The 22,166-nt window shown below is 62.7% G+C and carries 23 protein-coding genes and 3 tRNA genes; 10 read left to right on the top strand and 16 right to left on the bottom strand.

Features of this window, described 5'->3' with window-relative positions:
• Nucleotides 1-74: 74 nt before the first annotated feature.
• The gene (gene rimI / locus ACMGGW_RS01650; RefSeq protein ID WP_049294806.1) at nucleotides 75-518 is read right to left on the bottom strand and encodes a ribosomal protein S18-alanine N-acetyltransferase; all 444 of its coding nucleotides are present in this window, start codon (nucleotides 516-518) and stop codon (nucleotides 75-77) included.
• Entirely contained in the window at nucleotides 463-900 is a 438-nt protein-coding gene (locus tag ACMGGW_RS01645) for a DNA polymerase III subunit psi (RefSeq protein WP_060558527.1), read from the bottom strand. The genes rimI and ACMGGW_RS01645 overlap by 56 nt, the downstream gene beginning before the upstream one ends.
• Nucleotides 901-1,046: 146 nt before the next feature.
• Here ACMGGW_RS01645 and rsmC point away from each other — a divergent pair, with 146 nt between their 5' ends.
• Complete coding sequence (gene rsmC, locus ACMGGW_RS01640; RefSeq protein ID WP_025305205.1) at nucleotides 1,047-2,087, top strand: 16S rRNA (guanine(1207)-N(2))-methyltransferase RsmC; 1,041 nt, start codon at nucleotides 1,047-1,049, stop codon at nucleotides 2,085-2,087.
• A 50-nt stretch (nucleotides 2,088-2,137) separates the two neighbouring features.
• On the opposite strand, the gene ACMGGW_RS01635 is transcribed toward rsmC, so the two are convergent.
• Nucleotides 2,138-3,130 (bottom strand): aldo/keto reductase, encoded by a 993-nt coding sequence (locus tag ACMGGW_RS01635; RefSeq protein ID WP_197832142.1) that lies wholly within the window; start codon nucleotides 3,128-3,130, stop codon nucleotides 2,138-2,140.
• A gap of 118 nt (nucleotides 3,131-3,248) precedes the next feature.
• On the opposite strand from ACMGGW_RS01635, the gene ACMGGW_RS01630 reads away from it, so the two are divergent.
• From ACMGGW_RS01630 to ACMGGW_RS01615, 4 genes are all read left to right on the top strand, one after another.
• Nucleotides 3,249-4,193, top strand: coding sequence for a LysR family transcriptional regulator (locus ACMGGW_RS01630; RefSeq protein WP_151428297.1), 945 nt, complete (start codon nucleotides 3,249-3,251; stop codon nucleotides 4,191-4,193).
• 72 nt (nucleotides 4,194-4,265) lie between these two features.
• Nucleotides 4,266-4,352 (top strand) — tRNA-Leu (locus ACMGGW_RS01625).
• A 36-nt stretch (nucleotides 4,353-4,388) separates the two neighbouring features.
• Nucleotides 4,389-4,475, top strand: a tRNA-Leu gene (locus tag ACMGGW_RS01620).
• 42 nt (nucleotides 4,476-4,517) lie between these two features.
• A tRNA-Leu gene (locus ACMGGW_RS01615) sits at nucleotides 4,518-4,604 on the top strand.
• A gap of 89 nt (nucleotides 4,605-4,693) precedes the next feature.
• On the opposite strand, the gene ACMGGW_RS01610 is transcribed toward ACMGGW_RS01615, so the two are convergent.
• Entirely contained in the window at nucleotides 4,694-4,978 is a 285-nt protein-coding gene (locus tag ACMGGW_RS01610) for a DUF1435 domain-containing protein (protein ID WP_004933115.1), read from the bottom strand.
• A 259-nt stretch (nucleotides 4,979-5,237) separates the two neighbouring features.
• Between ACMGGW_RS01610 and ACMGGW_RS01605 the strand changes: the two genes are divergently transcribed.
• A complete protein-coding gene (locus tag ACMGGW_RS01605) occupies nucleotides 5,238-6,317 on the top strand; it encodes a GGDEF domain-containing protein (RefSeq protein ID WP_025305202.1) in 1,080 nt (359 codons plus the stop codon).
• Between the two features lie 45 nt (nucleotides 6,318-6,362).
• Here the strand turns inward: ACMGGW_RS01605 and ACMGGW_RS01600 are convergent, their stop codons facing one another.
• Nucleotides 6,363-6,959 carry a TetR/AcrR family transcriptional regulator gene (locus ACMGGW_RS01600; RefSeq protein WP_016929176.1) on the bottom strand — a complete coding sequence of 199 codons (597 nt, stop codon included), beginning with the start codon at nucleotides 6,957-6,959 and terminating at the stop codon, nucleotides 6,363-6,365.
• Between the two features lie 136 nt (nucleotides 6,960-7,095).
• Here ACMGGW_RS01600 and ACMGGW_RS01595 point away from each other — a divergent pair, with 136 nt between their 5' ends.
• A complete protein-coding gene (locus ACMGGW_RS01595; RefSeq protein WP_197832141.1) occupies nucleotides 7,096-8,292 on the top strand; it encodes an MFS transporter in 1,197 nt (398 codons plus the stop codon).
• 10 nt (nucleotides 8,293-8,302) lie between these two features.
• Here ACMGGW_RS01595 and ACMGGW_RS01590 read toward each other — a convergent pair whose 3' ends face one another.
• Nucleotides 8,303-9,214: a LysR substrate-binding domain-containing protein gene (locus tag ACMGGW_RS01590; RefSeq protein WP_197832159.1), complete on the bottom strand. Its 912-nt coding sequence runs from the start codon at nucleotides 9,212-9,214 to the stop codon at nucleotides 8,303-8,305.
• A 108-nt stretch (nucleotides 9,215-9,322) separates the two neighbouring features.
• On the opposite strand from ACMGGW_RS01590, the gene ACMGGW_RS01585 reads away from it, so the two are divergent.
• Complete coding sequence (locus ACMGGW_RS01585) at nucleotides 9,323-10,525, top strand: MFS transporter (RefSeq protein ID WP_420279157.1); 1,203 nt, start codon at nucleotides 9,323-9,325, stop codon at nucleotides 10,523-10,525.
• Between the two features lies 1 nt (nucleotide 10,526).
• Here the strand turns inward: ACMGGW_RS01585 and fucP are convergent, their stop codons facing one another.
• From fucP to ACMGGW_RS01550, 7 genes are read right to left on the bottom strand one after another with little or no spacing between them, the layout of a single operon-like run.
• Entirely contained in the window at nucleotides 10,527-11,756 is a 1,230-nt protein-coding gene (fucP, locus tag ACMGGW_RS01580) for an L-fucose:H+ symporter permease (RefSeq protein ID WP_049207862.1), read from the bottom strand.
• Between the two features lie 40 nt (nucleotides 11,757-11,796).
• Nucleotides 11,797-12,156, bottom strand: a complete 360-nt coding sequence (locus ACMGGW_RS01575; protein ID WP_025305196.1) for an L-rhamnose mutarotase — start codon at nucleotides 12,154-12,156, stop codon at nucleotides 11,797-11,799.
• Nucleotides 12,153-12,929, bottom strand: a complete 777-nt coding sequence (locus ACMGGW_RS01570) for an SDR family oxidoreductase (RefSeq protein ID WP_025305195.1) — start codon at nucleotides 12,927-12,929, stop codon at nucleotides 12,153-12,155. Before ACMGGW_RS01570 ends, ACMGGW_RS01575 begins: the two co-directional genes overlap by 4 nt.
• A complete protein-coding gene (locus ACMGGW_RS01565) occupies nucleotides 12,907-13,770 on the bottom strand; it encodes an amidohydrolase family protein (RefSeq protein ID WP_197832139.1) in 864 nt (287 codons plus the stop codon). The genes ACMGGW_RS01570 and ACMGGW_RS01565 overlap by 23 nt, the downstream gene beginning before the upstream one ends.
• Nucleotides 13,771-13,784: 14 nt before the next feature.
• A complete protein-coding gene (locus tag ACMGGW_RS01560; RefSeq protein ID WP_025305193.1) occupies nucleotides 13,785-15,062 on the bottom strand; it encodes an L-fuconate dehydratase in 1,278 nt (425 codons plus the stop codon).
• Nucleotides 15,063-15,076: 14 nt separating this feature from the next.
• Nucleotides 15,077-15,922, bottom strand: a complete 846-nt coding sequence (locus ACMGGW_RS01555; protein ID WP_025305192.1) for a fumarylacetoacetate hydrolase family protein — start codon at nucleotides 15,920-15,922, stop codon at nucleotides 15,077-15,079.
• Nucleotides 15,923-15,947: 25 nt separating this feature from the next.
• Entirely contained in the window at nucleotides 15,948-16,688 is a 741-nt protein-coding gene (locus ACMGGW_RS01550) for an SDR family oxidoreductase (protein ID WP_197832138.1), read from the bottom strand.
• A 236-nt stretch (nucleotides 16,689-16,924) separates the two neighbouring features.
• On the opposite strand from ACMGGW_RS01550, the gene ACMGGW_RS01545 reads away from it, so the two are divergent.
• Together ACMGGW_RS01545 and ampH are read left to right on the top strand one after the other, a co-directional pair.
• Complete coding sequence (locus ACMGGW_RS01545; protein ID WP_025305190.1) at nucleotides 16,925-17,683, top strand: FadR/GntR family transcriptional regulator; 759 nt, start codon at nucleotides 16,925-16,927, stop codon at nucleotides 17,681-17,683.
• Nucleotides 17,684-17,809: 126 nt separating this feature from the next.
• A complete protein-coding gene (ampH, locus tag ACMGGW_RS01540) occupies nucleotides 17,810-18,952 on the top strand; it encodes a D-alanyl-D-alanine-carboxypeptidase/endopeptidase AmpH (protein WP_079450063.1) in 1,143 nt (380 codons plus the stop codon).
• 33 nt (nucleotides 18,953-18,985) lie between these two features.
• Here ampH and hpaC read toward each other — a convergent pair whose 3' ends face one another.
• The 3 genes from hpaC to hpaA form a co-directional block, all read right to left on the bottom strand.
• Complete coding sequence (gene hpaC, locus ACMGGW_RS01535; protein WP_004933156.1) at nucleotides 18,986-19,501, bottom strand: 4-hydroxyphenylacetate 3-monooxygenase, reductase component; 516 nt, start codon at nucleotides 19,499-19,501, stop codon at nucleotides 18,986-18,988.
• A 16-nt stretch (nucleotides 19,502-19,517) separates the two neighbouring features.
• Entirely contained in the window at nucleotides 19,518-21,080 is a 1,563-nt protein-coding gene (gene hpaB, locus ACMGGW_RS01530) for a 4-hydroxyphenylacetate 3-monooxygenase, oxygenase component (RefSeq protein WP_004933158.1), read from the bottom strand.
• 178 nt (nucleotides 21,081-21,258) lie between these two features.
• On the bottom strand, nucleotides 21,259-22,155 hold the full coding sequence (hpaA, locus tag ACMGGW_RS01525) for a 4-hydroxyphenylacetate catabolism regulatory protein HpaA (protein WP_004933161.1): 897 nt from the start codon (nucleotides 22,153-22,155) through the stop codon (nucleotides 21,259-21,261).
• Nucleotides 22,156-22,166: the final 11 nt, after the last annotated feature.

Genomic DNA, 22,166 nt, shown 5'->3' with positions numbered 1-22,166 from the left:
ATAAAAGATAACAGCCGGGCATTTTCGCCGATTTGCCAACCGGTGACAATCAATGCTTTTTCCGGCCGGGCTGATTACCCCAGCGGCAGCGCCATCACGATCGCGTCTTCGCGGCCGTGGGCGCTCGGGTAATAATTGCGGCGCACGGTGACCTCGTTGAAACCGAGATCTTCATACAGCGCGATCGCCGCCTGGTTGGAAGCACGCACCTCCAGCCACAGCGTAACCACGCCGCGGCTCTCCAGCTGTTCGATCACCGCGTTGAGCAGCAGGCGGCCAAAGCCCCGGCGCTGATACTGCGGATGGATGGCGATGTTGAACAGCGTGGCTTCGTCCAGCACGATCTGCGTGATGGCGAACCCCGCCATCGCCCCGTCGGCGCTCAGCTTCAGGTTAAGGTAGCGATCGCCCTGATTGCTGGCGAAGGTGGTTTCCGTCCAGGGAAAAGCGTGGCTGGCTTGCTCAATGGTGAAGGCCGTGGCCAGGTCGGCCGCCGTCAGGGTAGAAATCGTGTTCATGATGACAAATCTGCTGCCAGAGGGCGCGTTTGGCCCCCGCGTCTTGGGAAAGCTCGGCCAGCGCCGGGCTGTGTAGCTGCGCGCCGGCGACCGCGAGCGGTTCCGCCACGCCCAGCCGCCAACTGTTGCATGCGGTCTCTTCAGGCAGCATCGCCACCTGTTCCGGCGTCAGGCTGTAGGTTTGCGCCGGCGTCAGCCCCAGGCTGCGCAGCACGTCGCAAAACAGCGGATCGTCGGGCGCCGGCAGCGTCTGCGCCACCACCAGCAGGCGCGTCTCGGGCGGCAGACTGACCGCCACTTCGCCCTGCAACACGCCCGGGCGGCGCAATGTCCACTGCGTAATACCCAGTTGTTGTAACAGCCAGTCGCGTTTTGATGCCATGCCGATTCCTACCCGTTGTGGTGCGCCATGCCTGCCATGCGCCGCGCTATGCTAACAAACCCGCGCAGCCCGCGCCAACAAACCCGTCGAACATATCGCCACAAAGCTCTATAATCCCCGGTCTCATTTCCAGGAGCCAATATCTGATGTCTGCATTAACCCCCGCCAGTGAAGTCATGCTGCGCCACAGTGATGAATTTATCGAACGCCGCGTGCTGTTTGCCGGCGACCTGCAGGACAGCCTGCCGGCCCAATTCGAGGCCGCGGACGTGCGCGTCCACACTCAGCAATACCATCACTGGCAGTTACTGAACCGGACGATGGGCGATAACGTGCAGTTCGGTTTGACCGTCGATCCCGCTTTCGTCGCCGACTGCGACACGCTGGTTTACTACTGGCCGAAGAGCAAGCAGGAAGCGCAATTCCAGCTGTGCAACCTCCTGGCGCTGCTGCCGGTGGGCGCGGACGTGTTCGTGGTCGGTGAAAACCGCAGCGGCGTGCGCAGCGCCGAGCCAACGCTGGAAGGCCACGTCACGCTGGTGAAAATCGACAGTGCGCGCCGCTGCGGCCTGTATCATGGCCGCCTGGACGCGCAGACCGAGTTCGACCTGAACGACTGGTGGGACAGCTATCAGCTGCACGATCTGGAAGTGAAAACGCTGCCGGGCGTGTTCAGCCGCGACGGTCTGGACGTCGGCAGCTCGCTGCTGCTGTCGACGCTGGAAAAACACATGAAAGGCAAGGTGCTGGACATCGGCTGCGGCGCCGGCGTCATGGCCTCGGTAATGTCCAAGCTGTCGCCGAAGGTGAAACTGACCCTCAGCGACGTCAACGCCGCTGCGGTGGAATCCAGCCGCGCAACGCTGGCCGCCAACGGCATCGAAGGCGAAGTGATCGTCAGCAACGTTTACTCCGACATCACCGGCCGTTTCGACATGATCATCTCCAACCCGCCGTTCCACGACGGGCTGCAGACCAGCCTGACCGCTGCTGAAACCCTGATCCGCGGCGCGGTGAAGCACCTGCCGATCGGCGGCAGGCTGCGCATCGTCGCCAACGCCTTCCTGCCGTACCCGGACATTCTGGACGCCACCTTCGGCAGCCACGAAGTGCTGGCGCAGAACGGCCGCTTCAAGGTGTATCAGGCCACCGTCGGCCGCCCGCCGCGCGCGCCGAAGAAGAAATAATTCGCCGTTGGCGGAAAACGACAGAGCGCGGCCTGAGGCCGCGCTTTTTTTTAGCCGTTGATATAGGTCATCGACTCGGCGCCGTAGCGTTCGCCGGCCGCCGCACTCAGTGGGAACACCGCGTCGATCGCCGCCAGCTCAGCCGCGCTCAGCGTTATCTCCGCCGCCGCGACGTTCTCTTCCAGGTAGCGACAGCGTTTGGTGCCGGGGATCGGCACGATGTGCTCGCCCTGCGCCAACACCCAGGCCAGCGCCAGCTGCGAAGGTTTGACGCCCTTCTGCGCCGCCAGCTCGCCCACCTTCTCCACCAGCGCCAGGTTGCGGGCGAAGTTTTCCCCCTGGAAACGCGGGTTGCCTCGGCGGAAATCGTCCTCGGCCAGATCCTCCGGCCGCTGGATAGCGCCGGTGAGGAAACCGCGCCCTAACGGGCTGTAAGGCACAAAGCCGATCCCCAGTCGCTCACAGGCCGCCAGCACGCCCTGCTCGGCGTCGCGCGTCCACAGTGAATACTCGGTCTGCAGCGCCGTGATCGGATGCACCTTGTGCGCCCGCTCCAGCGTGGCGACCGACGCCTCGCTCAGGCCGATGTGGCGGATCTTGCCTTCGCGGATCAGATCCGCCATCGTGCCCACGACGTCTTCGATCGGCACCTGCGGATCGACCCGGTGCTGATAATAAAGATCGATCTCCTCCACGCCCAAGCGCCGCAGGCTGCCCTCGACGGAGCGCCGGATATACTCGGGGCGGCTGCTGACGCCGCGCGCCGAAGGATCCGCCGGATCGCGCAGGATGCCGAACTTGGTGGCCAGGAACACCTGTTGCCGTTTGCCTTTGATCGCTTCCCCCACCAGCGCTTCGTTGGTGTGCGGGCCATACATGTCGGCGGTGTCGAGCAGCGTGACGCCCAGCTCCAGCGCCCGGTGCAGCGTGGCGATGGCTTCTTGCCGATCGGCGCCGGTGGAGTAGAAGTCGCTCATACCCATGCATCCCAGCCCCAGGGCGGAGACGACGGGACCGTGGGAACCCAGTTTACGTTGTTGCATTGTGCTGCCCTCATGCGGTGAATGGATAACGCAGCAAAGTCTGGTTGTTTACACTACAAAGATAAATAATGCAGATTGCACATCACTGTTCAAAAATCACCAACAATCCGGAGTGGACATGGATCAGGTTCAAGCCATGCGCATTTTTACCCGCATCGTCGAACTGGGCAGCTTCAGCCGGGCGGCCGAACGCCTGCAGCTGCCGCGCGCCACGGTCAGCAACGCGTTAAAACGGCTGGAGCAGCGGCTGGGCGTTCGCCTGCTGATCCGCACCACCCGCCAGGTACAGGTGACCAGCGAAGGCAGCCTCTACTATCAACGCTGCGTGCAGTTGTTGGGGGCACTGGAGGAGGCGGACACGCTGTTCAGTCACCATAAGCTGCAGCCGTCCGGCAAGGTGCGCATCGATATGCCCCATTCGCTGGCGCGCCAGATCGTCATTCCGGCGTTGGACGACTTTTACCAGCGTTATCCCGACATCACCCTGGCGCTGGGTGCCAACGACACCCACGTCGATCTGTTGCGCGAAGGCGTTGACTGCGTGCTGCGCGCCTGGGAAACCGAAGACGACAGCCTGGTGGCGCGGCGCATCGCCCAGTTGCCACAGATCACCTGCGCTTCCCCCGCTTACCTGCAGGCCTGCGGCACGCCACTCGACATCGATAGCCTGGCGCCGCACCGCGCGGTGGGGTATTTTTCGCTGGCCAGCAACCGCGATTACCCCCTGGAGTTCTGCCGCGGCGGCAAGCTGGAACTACGCGAACTCCCCGCCCGGCTGAGCGTCAGCGGCGCCGACGCCTATATCGCCGGCGCGCGAGCCGGCATGGGATTGATACAGGCGGCGCGCTATTCGCTTGCCCCCTGGCTGGAACAGGGCGAACTGGTGGAAGTATTGACGGACACGCCGCCCCCGCCGATGCCGATTTACATCATGTATCCGCCTGGCCGTTTCCTGGCGCCACGGGTCAGGGTGTTGATTGATTGGCTGATTTGGCTGTTTGACCAGCAGAAAAGCGGCGATATGGCTGTTTTTCCAGCAAACACCCGCAAAGCGGGGAAATAACTGTTGACGTGCCCGCCAAAATCTCTAGAATTCGCCTCCGTGGTAACGTTACTCCGGTAATGTTTCTGGTACGCGAAGGTGGCGGAATTGGTAGACGCGCTAGCTTCAGGTGTTAGTGTCCTTACGGACGTGAGGGTTCAAGTCCCTCTCTTCGCACCAAATAACCACATGATTTATATTGCACTCAGCATCGATGCGAAGGTGGCGGAATTGGTAGACGCGCTAGCTTCAGGTGTTAGTGTTCTTACGGACGTGAGGGTTCAAGTCCCTCTCTTCGCACCACGCTGGCGACGTAATATAAATCAAAGCAACAACATCGACTGTGCGAAGGTGGCGGAATTGGTAGACGCGCTAGCTTCAGGTGTTAGTGTCCTTACGGACGTGAGGGTTCAAGTCCCTCTCTTCGCACCAATTGATGATCTCTCCGGTAGTCTCCCCGAAAAAATCCCAACGCATTGATGAATCACACGCTAAAGCGTGGTTTTGCCGTTTCGGGCGTTTCACCCGAAGCTGAAGTTGAGGCTGACCGCCGCCAGGCCGCCCGCCAGCGCCATACAGGAAGGCAGCAGCAGATAGTGGCGCAGCCGGCTGTTGAACAGCATCACCAGCGTGGCCAACATCGCTATCACGATCAGGGTGCGCAACTGCAGCATATCCAGGTTGATCAGGGCCAACAGCGGCATCAACGCACAAGGCAGCAAAACGCCCCAGGCGCTGGCCAGGCGATCGCCGAGGCACCAACTGACGCCCCACAGCCCGCACGCGGCAATCATGGCAGTGAGCATGACAACCCTCCTCAAGTGATAATGATAACCAATATCATATAACACTTTTTTGGCCGCCGCATCATTTTCACTGCGCTGACCAAACTCAGATGACACCAGCAGGAAAAAATGATAATTTGACATAAGAAAATTCCTAGTCCTGTTTGCATGATAATAATCACAATCCTCAACCATGCAATTCAAGTGGATATTCGCGCCAAGGGAATGCTTCTCAACCTTAATTATTCGACAGAACGACTTTGCAAAGAGTGACCTCCGTATGAACGCCCGTTCTTATCAGGAATTACTGAACAGCAAGCAGCGCCTGGCATTATTTCTTTTTCTGATAATGAATGCCGCCTCTTCCGTATTTACATTATTGTTCCCTTTTAGGGATACGCCCGCATTTACCCTACCTTTATTATGTATACCGCTATTTTGTCTGGTAGCAGCGCTATTTTCTCTGCAAACGCCACGTAAATATTTGTGCAAACTCAACCTGTTCTCCAGCGTGCTTGGCCTGCTGTGGGCCGCACATATTTACGTTAAAAGTCAATATTGCTTGCCGAATAACCAAGATTTTTTATTAATTAGTTTGTTCAGCATCTTTTTTATCAGCGCTATTTCTCTGACGGATAACTTTACCGCCTTTTGTTTACACGCCGTGCCTTCCGCAATGGTGATCCTGGCTTTAGACGGCATGCATAATACCCTGCGGATATTATTCACCACGCTATTACCTATTATCGCTTTCTCCATTCATCACCTGATGTTGAAACGCAGTGAAATCTTTACCCACGCGCTGGTGGCCAACCTGTATAACGAGCGGGACAAATTCAATAATTTGAGCATGCTCGATCCCCTGACCGGCCTTTATAACCGGCGTGGCCTGGAAAATAAGATCACTATGCTGCTGGAACCGCAAACCGGCCGCCACTACGTGCTACTGCTGGATATCGACCACTTCAAGGTCTACAACGACAGCTACGGCCACGCCATGGGCGACCGGGCTCTGGTGCAGGTAGCGGTCGCCATTCGCGATGCGGTGCGTTCGCGCGACATCGTGGTGCGTTACGGCGGGGAAGAGTTTTTGGTGCTGCTGACCAACGTGCACGAAGGCTACGCGGCGCAACTGGCCGAACGGGTGCGCCAGCGGGTGGCGGAGCTGAACATCCCGCACGGCGCCAGTCCGCAGCACAGCGGCACGCTGACGCTCAGCGCCGGCATCTCCGCGCTGGAAAAACTGGACATCGAATCGGCGATAGGCGCAGCCGACGCCGCGCTCTATCTGGCGAAGCACAGCGGCCGCAACAATATTCAGCTGGCGCAAAACGTCGAGCCCGCCGCCGTTCACCCTTAAGCCGCCGCCGTAACGGCGCGGCGGCTGACATCAACACTTATACGGCTATACGGCGGTGGAACGCAGCCCGTTCAGCAACAGGTTCAAACTGACCAAGGCTTGTTCCAGTCCCACGTCTTTTTCCGGATGATGGGCGACCCACAGCGCGGCATCCATCAGGCCGCCGTTGATTAAATGCGCCAGCGATTCCGGCTCGGCGACGGCGATGCGCCGCTGCGCCATCAAGGCCTGCAATGCGCCCGTCATCCAGCTGATGCACGCCAGCTTGCTGGCCCGCAGATATTCAGCTCCCAGCACCGAAGGTGAATCACGCAACAGAATGCGTTGCGCTTGCGGCTCCGTCATCATGATCAGATAACCGCGGCAACGCGCCGCAAAAGCCTCCCAGTCATCCGCAGTACTCGCGGTTATGTCAGCCAGATGCGCATCCATCTCCGCGTCTATCGCCTGCACCACCGCCAGGAACAGCCCCTTTTTATCGCCAAAATGGTGATAGAGCGCGCCGCGCGTCAGGCCGGCCTGGGCGGTGAGATCATCCATCACCGTCTCGGCATACCCCACGCTGCCAAACTGCCGGCGGGCCGCCGCCACCAGCTTTTGTCGGGTTTCTTCAATCATTTCGGTGCGCGCTTTACGTGCCATGGGTCCACTCCGCCTCGTTATTGATGATGTTATAATTGACATACGTCATGTATGTCAATTAACGTAACATACGTGGCGTATGTCAATGATGGACATTGAGCGAATACCGAGCCGCCAACATTCCGGAGCCCTTTCCATGGCAAATCCTTATTTCAAACTGTTCAACGCCCCGGGCAGCAAGGCGTTTTCCTCTGCCGGGCTAATCGCGCGCCTGCCGGTCTCGATGACCGGTATCGGCATCATCACCATGCTCTCGCAGGTACGCGGTTCCTATTGGTTGGCGGGTGCGGTGGCGGCGACGTTCGCCTTTTCCATGGCGCTGCTTGCGCCGCAAATCGCGCGCGCGGCGGATCGTCACGGCCAAAGCCGCGTGTTGCCGTATGCCACCGGGATCAGCGCGATCGCCCTGCTGCTGCTGTTGTTCTGCACCCACTATCGGGCACCGGACTGGACTCTGTTTGTCTTCGCCGCGCTCGCGGGCGGCATGCCCAGCATCTCCGCGATGGTCAGGGCCCGCTGGAGCGAAATTTATCGCGGCACGCCACAGCTGCACACGGCATTTTCATTCGAGTCCGTATTGGACGAGGTGGCCTTTATCGTCGGCCCACCGATCGCCGTGGGGCTTAGCGTTTCACTCTTCCCAGAGGCCGGCCCTCTGGTGGCCGCGCTGCTTCTGGTGGCGGGCGTTGCGGCATTCGCCGCGCAAAAAAGCACCCAGCCCCCGGTTTACGCCCACAATAACCAGCGGCAGCGCGCCATCCTGACCATGCCGTCGATGCAGATCCTGGTGCTGGCGCTGATCGCCCTCGGCACCATCGTCGGCACCGTGGACGTCATCAGCGTGGCCTTCGCCGAGCAGCAAGGGCAGCCGGCCGCCGCCAGCCTCGTACTGTCGGTTTACGCGTTCGGCTCCTGCCTGGCCGGGCTGATTTTCGGCGCAATGAAGATCCCCGTACCCTTGCCTCGTCTGTTCTTATACGCGGCGTTCGCCACCGCTTTCACCACCTTGCCGCTGCTGTGGGTGCACAATGTCTTAACGCTGGCGGCGGCGATGTTTGTCGCCGGATTGTTTTTTGCGCCAACCATGATCGTTGCCATGGGGCTGGTTGAAAACATCGTGCCGCCCTCCCGGCTGACGGAAGGATTGACCTGGATGGTCACCGGCCTGGGGATAGGCGTGGCACTCGGCGCCGCATTGGCGGGCCTGGCGATCGACGCTGCGGGGATAACGGCCGGCTTTGGCGTCACGCTCACGGCCGGCCTGGTCGTACTGCTGGTGGCGGCCGGCGGCTACCGCTTAATGCAGCGAACGCTGGCCTTGAAAGCGGCGTGAATCGCCCGCGCTAAGCGGTTTCCCAAATCGCCTTGCCCTGCCAGCGCCGTTCGATCGCCGTCAGAAACAGTTTCACCTTGGGGGAGAGATGGCGCCGGCTGGGATAGACGGCGCAGATCGGCGGCCCCGGGCGACAATAGCGCTCCAGCACCGGCACCAGCGTGCCGGCCGCAATCTGCTCGCCGACCAGAAACGCCCCCACCTGGCACAGACCCGCCCCGGCAACGGCGGCATCCCGCAAGGCCTCGACGTTGTTGAAGCGCATCCGGCCGCGCACCGGCTGTTCGTGCAGTTGGCCGTTAACTCGATAGCGCCAGGGCGCCGGCAATCCCTGGTGGCTGAAGACCAGCGTCTCGTGATCGCCCAACGCCTCCGGCGTTGCAGGCGTGCCGTAGCGCGCCAGATAGTCCGGCGCCGCGCAAGTGATTAGGCGATGCGGCGCGAGCACTCGCCGCACCAGCCGGCTGTCGTCGCTGCCGCCGACCCGGATAGCTACGTCGATGCCGTCGCGCACCAGATCGCTGTAATCGTCGGAGAAGCTGACGTCGGCGTCCACCTCCGGCCACTGTGCCAAAAACTCCCGTAAAATCGGCAGGATATGCAACCGCCCCAGCGAGACCGGCAGATCCAACCGCAGCCGCCCGCGCGGGGTTTGCCGCCGGGTATTGAGCGCCGTTTCCGCCTCTTCGGCCTGCGACAGGATGCGCTGCGCATACTCGTAAAACACCGCGCCGTCTTCGGTCAGGCTGACGCTGCGCGTGGTGCGCTGCAGCAGCCGGGTCGCCAATCGCGCCTCCAATCGGTTCACGCATTTGCCCGCCGCCGATCGGGAGATGCCCAGCCTCTCGGCCGCCAGCGTGAAGCTGCAGGCGTCGGCGACGCGGATGAACACCAGCAGGTCAGTCAGGTTATCCAACGGCATAGACGGTAAATTAGCCACGATTTGTCCCCAATGTTGCGCAATCAGGCCAGTTTATCAGCCATTTTGGCGCGGATACACTGAGGTTATTCATCTGTTGGGAGGGTCCTTATGAATGCCTTACACGCCGACGGCGGCGCAAAACCCTGGCTGGCGACCTTCGCGGTCAGCCTGTCCACCTTTACCGTCGTCACCGCAGAAATGCTGCCCGTCGGGCTGCTGACTCCGATCGTCAGCACCTTGAACGCATCGATAGGCCGTGCCGGGCTGCTGATTTCCCTGCCGGCCCTGTTCGCCGCGCTGTTCGCCCCGCTGGTGGTGCTGGGCGCCCGGCGCACGGATCGCCGCAGCCTGTTGGTGGGCTTTCTGCTGCTGCTGATCGTCGCTAACCTGCTGGCCGCCGCTGCCACCTCCCTGGCCCTGCTGTTCGCCGCGCGCATCCTGCTGGGCTTTTGCATCGGCGGTATCTGGGCCATCGCCGGCGGGTTGGCGGAACGCCTGGTGCCGCCGGCCTCCGTCGGATTGGCGCTGTCCGTCATCTTCGGTGGCGTAGCGGCGGCCTCGGTGTTCGGCGTGCCACTCGGGGTATTCCTCGGCGAAGCGCTGGGTTGGCGCATGGCGTTTCTGGCCGTCGCCGTCCTGGCGGCGCTGGCCCTGCTGTTGCTGCTGTGCGTGCTGCCGTCGCTGCCGGTCACGCAGGCGATAAGCTGGCGGTCGTTCACCGCGCAGCGCGCGAATCGCCGACTGCTCCTTGGGCTGCTGCTGACGTTTCTGCTGGTCGCCGGCCACTTTATGGCTTACACCTTTGTTCGCCCGCTGTTGCAGACGGTCGCCGGCATCGAGGGCCGCTGGGTGGGGCCGCTGCTGTTCGCCTACGGCGTCGCCGGTATCGCCGGGAATTTCATCGCCGGCCAGGCCGCCGCCAAACGGCTGCGCCGCACTCTGGCGCTGATCGCCCTCGGGCTGGCGCTCGCCGTCCTGCTGCTGCCGCTGCTGGGCCACGCGCCGCTGAGCGGCAGTGCCTTCCTCCTGCTGTGGGGCATCGCCTACGGCGGCGTTTCCGTTTCACTGATGGCATGGATGCTCAAGGCGGCCCCCGACGCGGTAGAGGTCGCCTCTTCTCTGTATATCGCGCTGTTTAATCTGGCGATTTCCTGCGGTTCGCTGGCGGGTGGGCTGGTGGTGGACACCGGAGGCCTGACGATAAACGGCGTGCTGTCCGGCATGGTGCTGCTATTGGCGTTGGCGATCCTGATACGAACCCGCCCGCAGGCGCTGGCAACGGCGGCGAAGGCCGATTCGCCGCCGGGTTGAATCAGGCGCGGCGCTGCCGCAGGCCGTAAACTAGCACCACCGCGAAGCACAGCAGCGGCAGCAGATAAGAGAGCGCGGTGCTGTAACGATCGGCCAGCGCCCCCATAAAGTACGGCATGATGGCGCCGCCGACGATCGCCATGATCATAAAGGAGCTGGCGCGCTTGGTGTGTTTACCCAAATTTTTCACCCCCAGGGCGAAAATGGTCGGGAACATGATCGACATAAAGAAGAACACCGCGATCAGCGCCACTACCGATACGCCGTCGACGCTCAGCATCACCACGCCGCACAGCGCGATGTTGATCAGCGCATAGGCCGCCAGCAGCGTCGCCGGTTTGACTCGCCCCATCAGCCAGGTGCTGAAGAAGCGTCCGACCATAAAGCAGATCATGGCGATCGACAGCAGGTAAGAGGCGCTCTGGTTAGACACCTCGCGCCAGTGCTCGGTGGCGTAGTTGATGAAGAACGCCCCGACGCCCACCTGCGCCGCCACGTAGAAGAACTGTGTGATAACCCCGCCGACGAAATGCGGATGCTGCCACAATCCTTGCGCTATCACGCCGTGCACCGGTTTTTCCTCTTCGCGGATCGCCGGCAGCCGTGTGCGGCTGAACAACAGCGCGATCAGCAGCACCAGCGCGGCGATCGCCACATAGGTCATCTTCACCGCGCTCTGATCGCCGCCGCCGGTGGACTGGCTGGCGGAGAAGAACAGCGTGCCGCCGATCAGCGGGCCGATAAACTGCCCGAGGCCGTTGAACGACTGGGCCAGGTTGAGCCGCCGTTCGGCGCCCTGCGCATCGCCCAGCACCGTGGCGTACGGGTTGGCCGCCGTTTCCAGGCAGCCCAGGCCGCTGGCGATAACGAACAGCGCGAACAGGAATACGCCGAAACTGTTGGCCGACGCCGCCGGCACGAACAGCAGCGCCCCCAGCGCATACAGGCACAGCCCGACCAGAATGCCCGCCTTATAGCCCTTGCGATCCATAAAGTACCCGGCGGGCAGCGCCACCAGGAAATAGGCGCCGAAATAGGCCGCCTGCAGCAGCCCCGACTGCGCCTTGGTGACGTGCAACGTCTCCTGAAAATGTTTGTTCAATACGTCCAGCAGGCCATAAGACAGCCCCCACATGAAGAACAGGCTGGTGACCAGGATAAAGGCCCAGCGCAGATTGGCGGTCACGGGGACGCCCGGCTGCGCGGAGGCCGCACTTTTTTCAGCAAGCATGGTGATACCCTCGTATCGTCTGGCGATGATGATGTTGGCGTTATTGCTGTTGCAGAGAGAAAATCCGCGCCATTTCCACCCATTTTTCGCCCTGCGGCGTCCAGGGGGTGGTGGCCTGGTAGTGCCACATCAGCGCTTCCCATCGCTGTACTTCGGGGTTGTTCAGGCTGGCGGCGTCAAAACGCGCGGCGTCGAAATCGGCGCTGACCTCCACGATCATGAACAGCCGGGTGCCCAACCGGTAAATCTCCATGTCCAGAATGCCGTGCTCGCGCAAATGCGCGGCGATGCCCGGCCAGATGCGCTGATGATGCTGCTGGTACTCCGCAATCAGCGCCGGTGAGTCAATCAGATCGAGCGCCTGGCAGAAACGGCGCCGCCCTGCCGCCGCGCCGCTCACGTCAGCGCCCGATCGAGATGCAGGTAGCCGCCGTCCACCGACAGCCACTGCCCGGTGGTGTGCGATGACCGCGACGACAGCAAAAACGCCACGGTATCGGCGATCTCCTGCGGCGTGGTCATGCGCTGCCCGAGCGGAATGCGCGCGGTGATTTTCTCCATCTGCCGCTGCGGTTCGGCGAAGGTGTTGAGCCAGCGCTGGTACTGCGGGGTGATCACCTCCGCCGGCACCACCGCGTTCACCCGCACCCCGTCATGGCGCAGCGACACCGCCCATTCGCGCGTCAGCGCCAGCACCGCGCCCTTGGCGGCGGTGTAGCCGCTGGTGCCCCCCTGCCCGCTGAGCGCGGTCTTGGAGGCGATGTTGACGATGGCGCCCCGGCTTTCCTGCAGCGCCGCCTGGCACAGGTGCGCCATCAGGTAGTAGTGCACCAAGTTCTTCTCCAGCGATCCGACGAACGCTTCACGCCCCGCCTCCAGCCCGACGCCGTCATTGACCCCGGCGTTGTTCACCAGTCCGTCGATGCGGCCGAAGGTCGCCAGCGTCTGGCTGACCGCCCGGCGGCAGGCCACCTCGTCGCACAATTCGGTGAGGATCACCTCGGTGCGCGGCTGCAGCCGCTGCAAATCGGCCAGCAGCGCCGCTTCCGGCGCGGCGTTGGTGACCAGCACCGGGATCGCCCCCTCCTCGGCCAGCACATGAGCAATCGCCGCGCCGATGCCGGCACCGCCGCCGGTGACCAACACCACCTTATCTTGCAGATACAGATCCATAACCAGACTCCGTTAAACCGTAAATTCGCCAGGCGGTGCCGCCCCAAATCGCCGCCTGCTCGGCGGCCCCCAGCGTCGACAGCGCCCGTTCGCACAGTTGCACCACCTGGCGGTAGTCGCCGGCCAGCAGGCACACCGGCCAGTCGGAGCCGAACATCAGCCGCTCCGGGCCGAACGCCTCCAGCGCGGCGTCGAAGAACGGCAGCAGTTCTTCCGCCCGCCACCGGCCGCCCGGCGCCTCGGTGATCAGCCCCGAGAGCTTGCAAGCCACGTGCGGCAGCGCCGCCAGCGGCCGGATTTGCTGCGCCCAGTGCCGCACGCCGCGCGCGATGTCCGGCTTACCGAGGTGATCCAGCACCAGCCAGTGTTCGTCATGGCGGGCGGCGAACGCCGCCGCGGCCGCCAGATGCCGATGCGTCACCAGGATCTCGTACACATACCCGGCGCGCTGCAGCGTTTGCATGCCGCGTTCCACCTCCGGCCGCGCCAACCAGGCCGCCGGATCCGCTTCGTCCTGCACCTGATGGCGCACCCCGCGCAGCGCGCTGTAAGGCCGTAAGGCCTCCAGACGCTGCGCCAGCTGCGGCGCGGCGATGTCCAGCCAGCCCACTACGCCGCATACGCCCTCGCTCTGTTCAGCCAGCGCCAGCAGGGCCAGCGTCTCGTCCTCGCTGGGGCGCGCCTGCACCGCCAGCGCGCCGTCGAAACCGTGTTCCTGCAACAGCGGCCGCAGCCGGGGCGGATCGAAATCCTGCCGCAGCACGCACATCCGCTCGTCGATCCACGGGTAGTGCCGTGGGTGATAGCGCCAGTAGTGCTGATGCGCGTCGATGCGCGGCATGCGATCCTCCCGCCTCACCCGCGGAACCGATACTGCTCGATCGACGACGGATGCATCTCGATCGAATAGCCGGGACGGCTCGGCGGCATGTAGGCCGCGCCGTTGATCACGCAGGGATCGACAAAGTGTTCATGCAAATGATCGACGTACTCGATCACCCGGCCTTCGTGGGTGCCGGCGATGCACAGGTAGTCGATCATCGACAGGTGCTGCACGTACTCGCACAGTCCGACGCCGCCAGCGTGCGGGCAGACCGGCAGCTGGTATTTGGCCGCCATCAGCATCACCGCCAGCACTTCGTTGACGCCGCCGAGACGGCAGGCGTCGATCTGCACCACGTCTACCGCGCCGCGCATGATGAACTGCTTGAACATGATGCGGTTCTGACACATCTCACCGGTGGCCACCTTGACCGGCGCCACCCCTTCGCGGATGCGGCGATGCCCTTCCACGTCGTCCGGGCTGGTCGGCTCTTCGATAAACCAGGGTTTGGCGAACGCCAGATGCTTCACCCACGGAATGGCTTCGTCCACTTCCCACACCTGGTTGGCGTCGATCATCAGCCGGCGATCTGGGCCGATCACCTCGCGGGCGATGCGCACCCGGCGGATGTCGTCTTCCAGATCGCGCCCGACCTTCAGCTTCAGGTAGGAGAAACCGGCGTCGACCGCTTCCTGGCACAGGCGGCGCAGCTTGTCGTCCGGGTAGCCCAGCCAGCCGGCGGAGGTGGTGTAACAGGGATACCCCTCCTGCAGCAGCCGCTCCAGGCGCCGTTCTTTGCCCTCGGCCCGCTGTTTCAGCAGCGCCAGCGCTTCCTGCGGCGTGATGCAGTCGGTGATGTAACGGAAGTCGATGCAGCGTACCAGCTCCTCCGGCGTCATCTCTGCCACCAGCCGCCACACCGGTTTGCCGACCGATTTGGCCCACAGATCCCACACCGCGTTGACCACCGCGCCGGTCGCCAGGTGAATGGCACCTTTGTCCGGCCCGATCCAGCGCAGCTGGCTGTCGCTGGTGAAGCGCCGCCAGAAGGCGCCCATATCGGCGGCGATCGTCTCCAGCCGCTCACCGACGATCTGATGCTCCAGCGCGCGGATCGCCGCGCAGCAGATCTCGTTGCCGCGGCCGATGGTGAACGTCAGTCCGTGGCCGCTGAGATCCGCGCGATCGGTCTCCAGGATCACGTAGGCGGCGGAATAGTCGGGATCCGGATTCATGGCGTCGGATCCGTCCAGCCCCAGCGACGTGGGGAAACGAATGTCTTCAACCCGCAGTGCGGTAATGGTGGTCATGGCGGCGCTCCCGGTTAAGCCTGTACGGTTTGCTGGCGCTGTTCGCCCAGCCCTTCAATGCCCAGACGCATCGTCTGGCCCGCCCGCAGGTAGATGGGCTGCGGTTTCTGCCCCATGCCGACGCCCGGCGGCGTGCCGGTGGAGATCACGTCGCCCGGCTGCAGGCTCATGAAGCGGCTGAGGTAGCTGACGATCTGCGGAATGCGGAAGATCATGGTGCTGGTGTTGCCGTCCTGATAGCGCTTGCCGTCCACCTCCAGCCACAGGTTCAGGCTGTGCGGATCGGCGATTTCGTCGGCGGTCACCAGCCAGGGGCCGATCGGCCCAAAGGTGTCGCAGCCTTTGCCCTTGTCCCAGGTGCCGCCGCGCTCAATTTGATATTCGCGTTCTGAGACGTCGTTGATCACGCAATAACCGGCGACGTGGCGCATCGCATCCGCTTCACTGATGTAGCGCCCGCCCAGGCCGATCACCACGCCCAGCTCCACTTCCCAGTCGGTTTTCTGCGATCCGCGCGGGATCTCCACCCGGTCGTAGGGGCCGACCACCGCGCTGGTCCATTTGTTGAACACCACCGGTTCCTCAGGAATGGCCGCACCGGTCTCCGCCGCGTGATCGGCGTAATTCAGGCCGATGCAGATGAACTTGCCGATGCCGCCGACGCAGGCGCCGAGACGCGGCTGCCCCTCGACCAGCGGCAATGCGGCGCTGTCCAGCGCGCGCAGTTTGGCGAGCGACGCCGGCGATAACGCGGCGCCGCCCACGTCGGCGATATGCTGCGACAGATCGCGCAGGCGGCCCTGCTCATCCAACATGCCGGGGCGCTCTTGCCCGGGTTCCCCATAACGTAAAAGTTTCATGCGTTCCTCTCTCAAAAATGGCGGCTCAGTTGCTCCAGCCACCGTCGATGATCTGCACCGTGCCGGTGGTGTACGAGCTGGCGTCGGAGGCCAGATACTGCGCCAATTGGGCGATTTCCTCGGTGGTGCCGATGCGCCCGATCGGCTGACGGGCGACGAACGCCTGATACACCTCTTGCTCGCTGCGCCCCTGTTCGCGCGCCTGCTCGGCGATGCGCTGGCGCAGCGACGGCGATTCCACCGTGCCGGGGCAAATGGCGTTGCAGCGGATGCCCTGGGTGACGTAATCCGCCGCCACCGAGCGCGTTAGGCCGATCACCGCCGCCTTGCTGGCGCTGTAGGCGAAGCGGTTCGGCACCCCTTTCACGCTCGAGGCCACCGAAGACATGTTGATGATCGAGCCTTTGCCGCGCGCCAACATGCCCGGCAGGAAGGCGCGGATCATGCGGAACATCGCGGTGACGTTGAGATCGAGCGCGAACGCCCACTGATCTTCGCTGCAGTCGAGGATCGATCCGCTGTGCACCACGCCAGCGCAGTTGAACAGCACGTCGATCGGGCCGATCGCTTCCGCCGCCGCCGCGATGGCGGCCGGATCGGTGACGTTCAGCGTCAGCGCGCGGATCCCGGCGGAGCCCTGCAGGCGCTCGAGGTTGATGTCGCTGGCGATCACTTCAGCGCCGGCGGCGGCGAACAGCCTGGCGGTGGTGAATCCGATCCCTTGCCCGGCGGCGGTGATCAGTACGCGTTTCCCGGTTAAATCCATCTTGACTCCTCGGCCTAAAGGTCTAATGGTCAGGCCACTAAAGGCGGTTAAAGGTCAGGCCTCTAACATGACAAAAGACGCTTTACGCGTTATCGTTGGGGGAAGAAGTTAATAAAAACAGCCTTGAAACCGCATTTCAATTAACCATTTTTTTACACTTGAATAACGATTACTCAAGCGCCTTATCGCATAATTGTGCGCCAAATCACTGAACGCCGAATCGTCAAAGGTCAAAAATGCCGATTACCCGACTGGAAAACCCAAGAATTTACAGACAGATAGCTGACCAACTCAAACGTCTGATCGAAAATAACGAATTTCCGCCGGGCAGCCGTCTGCCCTCGGAGCGCGATCTCGCCCAGCAATTGCAGGTCAGCCGCGCGTCAGTGCGCGAGGCGCTGATCGCGCTGGAAGTGATCGGCCTGGTAGACGTCAAGGTCGGCAACGGGGTGATCGTGCGCTCGCCAACGCCGCTGGCGCCGTCGCAGGAGCCGGTGATGGCCCAAGCCGGCCGCAACCAGTGGGCGGAGATCGACGACGAACTGAACATCGAGCTGGATTTCAACGCCGAGTTGCCGCCGTTTTCTCTGCTGCAAACCCGCCTGCTGATCGAACCGGAGACCGCCGCGCTGGCCGCGCGCCACGCCACCGACGAAGAGCTGGCGGGTATCCGCGCCGCCTATGAACAGAACTGCCGCGATAACCGCGCCGGTTCCGCCACCCACCCCGGCGATCGGCTGTTCCACATCCGCATCGCCCAGGCCAGCGGCAACCCGGCCTATGCGTTCATCATCGGCCACCTGCTCGGCCACCGTTACGGCAGCATGTTCCGCGTGCTGCAGCGCCACTATACGCCGGACGACATGCCGCACCGCTCCGAGCTGGAACACCGGGCGATCCTGGCGGCGATCGAAGCGCGCGACGTGCGCGGCGCCCGCAAGGCGATGAAGGCGCACCTGGACGAAGTGATCGCCATTTTCGCCCGCGCGCAGTAGGCCGCCGGCGGTGAAAAAATTTTATCGCCACCGCTCTTTTTTCTACATGCAGCCGGGGCCTGGGGGCATTACACTGGGCGACGAATAAGCCCTTTCCCCGCTGCATTGTTAAATGGATAACGACCGTTGAAGAACTCTGTCTCCGCTTTATTGCTGGCGCTGGGCCTGTGCGCCGCGCCGCTGGCCGTGCAGGCCGCGCCCCCGCAGCTGGCTTCGCAAATCGTCGACCAGTATGCCGAACATATTTTCTACAACAGCGGCGCCACCGGCATGGCGCTGGTGGTGATCGACGGCAATCAGGTGGTTAACCGCAGCTTCGGCGACACCAAGCCCGGCAACAACCTGCGCCCGCGCCCGGATTCGCTGATCCGCATCGCGTCGATCACCAAGCTGATGACCAGTGAAGTGATGGTGAAAATGGCGGCGGCAGGCCAGGTCAAGCTGACCGACCCGCTGCGCAAGTACGCTCCCAAGGGCGCCTATGTGCCGTCTTACAACGCCGGCCAGCCGATCACCTTATTGAACCTGGCCACTCACACCAGCGCGCTGCCGCGCGAGCAGCCGGGCAAGAAGCCGCCGAAAACGCCGGTGTTCACCTGGCCGACCAAGGCCCAGCGCTGGCAGTGGCTGGCGCATGCCAACATCACGACGCCGCCGGGCGTGCACGCCGCGTATTCCAACCTGGCGTACGATCTGCTGGCCGATGCGCTGTCGCGCGCCGCAGGCAAGCCTTATAACGCGCTGCTGAAAGAGAAAATCACCGCGCCGCTCGGCATGGTCGACACCACGTTGACGCCGAGCCCCGAACAGTGCTCGCGCCTGATGGTGGCGGCGGCCGGCCCGAGCGCCTGTCGCGACACCACCGCCGCGGCCGGCAGCGGCGGCGTCTACTCCACCCCGCGCGACATGCAGCGCTGGATGCAGCAGTTCCTCTCCTCCAGCGCCAGCGGCCCGCGCAAAGCCACCGCCGCCAGCGAGCAAACCATGTACTTCCAGCGCCACGATCTGGTGTCGCTGAAGGGTATGGACGTGCCGGGACAAGCGGATGCATTGGGATTGGGCTGGGTGTATATGGCGCCGAAGGACGGGCTGCCGGGCATCATTCAGAAGACCGGCGGCGGCGGCGGATTCATTACCTACATGGCGATGATCCCGGCGAAAAACGTCGGGGTGTTCGTGGTGGTGACCCGTTCGGAGCTGAGCAAGTTCACCAACATGAGCGATCCGGTCAACCGCCTGGTGAGCGATCTGGCGGCCAACAAGAGTTGAGATGAGGGGCGCAGCCAACTGCGCCCCCACGCCTCAGGCCGGCACCGCCATCTGGTGGATCACCGAATGGAAGTTGCGCTTGAAGTAGATCAGGCCGTTGCCGGCTTCGCTCAGCGCGATCTGCTTGATCTGCACCAGGTACATCTGGTGAGTGCCGATGCTCTGGATCTGCTCGATCTCCCCTTCCAGGCTGGCCAGGGTATTGCGCAATACAGGCTGCCCCAACGCGCCAAGCTGCCACTCTTCCAGCCTGAAACGATCTTCCATGCTGACGCCGGTCATGCCGGCGAAGTGGCGCGCCATCAGTTCCTGTTCGTGGTTGAGCACGTTGACGCACAGCCTGCGATTTTCCTGAAATACCGGGTTCATCGCGCTGTTGCGGTTGATGCACACCAGCAGCGTCGGCGGCGTATCGGTTACCGAGCACACCGCCGTGGCGGTGATGCCGCAGCGCCCCGCCGGGCCGTCGGTGGTGACGATATTCACCGCCGCCGACAGGCTGGCCATCGCGTCGCGAAAGCGCAACCGCTGTTCATTTTCCTGAGACATACAACCTCCTCCTGAATTACTTCAGCAGATTATCCAACTGATTAATATCGTCATTGTTCCGCAGGTGCGGCACCTTCCAGCCATGCTGATCGTAATCGGCCAGGCACTTGTCGACCATCTGCATCATGCGATCCATGTTGCCGGATCCCTGCGCGTGGCGCAGGCACTGCAGGCGGATCTCATCCTGGCTGCCGGCGTAGTTGATCTCATACAGCTCGTGACGGCCGCCGAATTCGCTGCCGATCGCATCCCACATCAGCTTGAGGATCTTGATGCGCTCGACGTGATCCATGCCGTCCGATCCGCGCACGTAGCGCGCCAGGTACTTGTCGATCTCCGGATTGTTCATGTCGCGCACGCTGGACGGCAGGTAGATCAGGCCGCTGGTGACGTTCTTCTCGATGATGTGTTTCACCTTGGTGTAGGCCATCGGCGCCATCACGCGGTAGGTTTGCAGCGCGGCGGAATCCGGCAGGTAGGCGCCGTTTTCCCATTGCGTGGCTTCGGCGCACATCGCGTCGCTCAGCGACCAGAACAGGTTGCGCCAGGCCACCACTTCGCCCAGATCGGCCTGCACGCCGCGGAACTCCAGCACGCCGGTACACGAGAGGCTCTTTTGCAGCAGCGCAGTGATGAAGTCCATCTTCACCGCCAGGCGCACGCAGGCCTGCAGCGGGAACAGCCGGGCGAAACCGCCCTGGGTGCTCCAGCGGCGACAGCGGTCGAAATCGCGGTAGATCAGCACGTTTTCCCACGGGATCAGCACATGATCCATGATCAGGATTGCATCGTTCTCGTCAAAGCGGCTGGTGAGCGGGTAGTCGAACGGCGATCCGGTGGCGCCAGCCACCAGCTCGTAGGAGGCGCGCGAAATCAGCTTCACCCCTTCGGCGTCCATCGGCGCCACAAACATCAGCGCGAAGTCCGGGTTATCGCCCATCACCTGCGCCGAACCGAAGCCGATGAAGTTGTAGTGGGTCAACGCCGAGTTGGTGGCCACCACTTTGGCGCCGCTGACGATGATGCCGGCGTCGGTCTCTTTCTCCACCTGAATGTAGACGTCCTTCACCTCGTTGACCGGCTTATGACGATCGATCGGCGGATTGACGATGGCGTGGTTGAAATAGAGCCCGGTTTCCTGAATGCGTTTGTACCAGTGGCGCGCGTTGTCGGCGAACTGGCCGTAGAACTCCGGATAAGCGCCCAGCGCGCAGCCGAAGGCCGCCTTATAATCCGGCGTGCGCCCCATCCAGCCATAGCTTTGGCGCGACCAGTCGGCGATGGCGTCGCGCTGCTGGCGCATCTCTTCCGGGCTGCGGGCATAGCGGAAGAACTTGTGGGTGTAGCCGCCGTTGCCGGTGTCGGTATTCCAGCACAGGCGATCCTGGCTGGCCGGATCGTGCAGCGCGTCGTACAGCTGGCCGACCGAGGCCGCCGCATTGCGGAACGCCGGGTGGGTGGTGACGTCTTTCACGCGCTCGCCGTAAATGTAAATTTCGCGGCTGTCCTGCAAACTTTTCAGGTATTCGGCGCCGGTGAACGGGCGTTTGCTGTCGGCACGAAAGTCTTCTGGTTTCATCGGGTCTTCCTCGTAATCGGCATTTTTCAGGCCGTGGAGTCGGCCATTTGTTAAAATAATGTTTTCTTTTGGTTGCTTAATTGAAGCTGCCAAAGCCGGTTTCGAGAAGAGACTTTTGCGGCAATCGCCGGTACTTTTCAGGTCAGTTTGCCGCTTTCGCGGCAAACTGTGATCGCGGTTACGAAAGGGCGTGTTGCGCCGCGCGGTAGGTCGAGGGGGAACAGCCTTCCAGCCGATTGAAAAACCGGGCGAAATAGGCCGGATCCTTGAAGCCGAGGCTGTAGGCGGTTTCATGCACCGTGCAGGCGCTGAACAGCAGCATGCGCTTGGCCTCGCGCAGCAATCGATCGAAGATCAGCCGCTTGGGCGGCCGGTTGGCGAAGCGCCGACACAGATCGTTGAGCCGCGATTCGGTCACCCCCAACGCCTGCGCATACTCCGGCACCGGCAGGTGCTCGCGAAAACGCTCGTCCACCATCTTGTTGAAGCGCTGGAACAGCTGCAGTTCGCCACGCACGCCGCTGTTGGCGCTGTCTTCCAGCGCGGTATTGCGCAACAGCAACGTGAACACCGCCTGCGCCAGCAGCGCCAGCGTCTGTTCGCGCCCGGCCAGGTTCTGCGCGAACTCGCGGCGGATCAGCGCCCAATAGTGGCTGAGCGCCGTCAGCTCCTGCGGCGCGTCGGCCAGCGACAGGCAGATGCCCGGCATGTCGAGCGCCAGGTTGCTGCCGGGGTACAGGCGCTCCAGCAGCGGCCAAATCAACTCCTGACGCACCGTCAGCACGTGGCCGTCGCTGTCCGGTTCGGTGAAGAACGCATGCGGCACCGACGGCGGCGTGAGGATGAACAGCGGCGCCTGCACCGAATAGTGCTGATCGTCGAGCTGCAGCTCTATCTTGCCGGTCTCCAGAAAATGCACCTGGAAGAAGCAGTCGTGCCAGTGCACCTGCATGTCGCGGCCAAAGAATGCCGCCAGCCCGGCGAAGGTTTCGTAGTGCACCTCGTCGGCGGCGTAGCGCGCGTCATACTCTTTGCAAATATCGATGTTGGCGATAAAACCGGTACTTTTCCGCACCTCATTACCTC

This window comes from Serratia sp. BNK-4 (assembly GCF_048685115.1).
GTDB classification, from domain to species: Bacteria; Pseudomonadota; Gammaproteobacteria; order Enterobacterales; family Enterobacteriaceae; genus Serratia; species Serratia bockelmannii.
Note: the sequence above shows the minus strand (reverse complement) of the source record. Positions and strands in the feature narration are given on the sequence as shown.

Coding starts and splice junctions, on each gene's coding strand:
- rimI (WP_049294806.1), bottom strand. CDS start 518: ATGAACACGATTTCTACCCTGACGGCGGCCGACCTGGCCACGGCCTTC.
- ACMGGW_RS01595 (WP_197832141.1), top strand. CDS start 7,096: ATGGCAAATCCTTATTTCAAACTGTTCAACGCCCCGGGCAGCAAGGCG.
- ACMGGW_RS01590 (WP_197832159.1), bottom strand. CDS start 9,214: ATGCCGTTGGATAACCTGACTGACCTGCTGGTGTTCATCCGCGTCGCC.
- hpaB (WP_004933158.1), bottom strand. CDS start 21,080: ATGAAACCAGAAGACTTTCGTGCCGACAGCAAACGCCCGTTCACCGGC.
- hpaC (WP_004933156.1), bottom strand. CDS start 19,501: ATGTCTCAGGAAAATGAACAGCGGTTGCGCTTTCGCGACGCGATGGCC.
- ACMGGW_RS01570 (WP_025305195.1), bottom strand. CDS start 12,929: ATGGATCTGTATCTGCAAGATAAGGTGGTGTTGGTCACCGGCGGCGGT.
- rsmC (WP_025305205.1), top strand. CDS start 1,047: ATGTCTGCATTAACCCCCGCCAGTGAAGTCATGCTGCGCCACAGTGAT.
- ACMGGW_RS01585 (WP_420279157.1), top strand. CDS start 9,323: ATGAATGCCTTACACGCCGACGGCGGCGCAAAACCCTGGCTGGCGACC.
- fucP (WP_049207862.1), bottom strand. CDS start 11,756: ATGCTTGCTGAAAAAAGTGCGGCCTCCGCGCAGCCGGGCGTCCCCGTG.
- ACMGGW_RS01565 (WP_197832139.1), bottom strand. CDS start 13,770: ATGCCGCGCATCGACGCGCATCAGCACTACTGGCGCTATCACCCACGG.
- ACMGGW_RS01610 (WP_004933115.1), bottom strand. CDS start 4,978: ATGCTCACTGCCATGATTGCCGCGTGCGGGCTGTGGGGCGTCAGTTGG.
- ACMGGW_RS01645 (WP_060558527.1), bottom strand. CDS start 900: ATGGCATCAAAACGCGACTGGCTGTTACAACAACTGGGTATTACGCAG.
- ACMGGW_RS01550 (WP_197832138.1), bottom strand. CDS start 16,688: ATGGATTTAACCGGGAAACGCGTACTGATCACCGCCGCCGGGCAAGGG.
- ACMGGW_RS01635 (WP_197832142.1), bottom strand. CDS start 3,130: ATGCAACAACGTAAACTGGGTTCCCACGGTCCCGTCGTCTCCGCCCTG.
- ACMGGW_RS01545 (WP_025305190.1), top strand. CDS start 16,925: ATGCCGATTACCCGACTGGAAAACCCAAGAATTTACAGACAGATAGCT.
- ACMGGW_RS01630 (WP_151428297.1), top strand. CDS start 3,249: ATGGATCAGGTTCAAGCCATGCGCATTTTTACCCGCATCGTCGAACTG.
- ACMGGW_RS01600 (WP_016929176.1), bottom strand. CDS start 6,959: ATGGCACGTAAAGCGCGCACCGAAATGATTGAAGAAACCCGACAAAAG.
- ACMGGW_RS01555 (WP_025305192.1), bottom strand. CDS start 15,922: ATGAAACTTTTACGTTATGGGGAACCCGGGCAAGAGCGCCCCGGCATG.
- ACMGGW_RS01605 (WP_025305202.1), top strand. CDS start 5,238: ATGAACGCCCGTTCTTATCAGGAATTACTGAACAGCAAGCAGCGCCTG.
- ACMGGW_RS01560 (WP_025305193.1), bottom strand. CDS start 15,062: ATGACCACCATTACCGCACTGCGGGTTGAAGACATTCGTTTCCCCACG.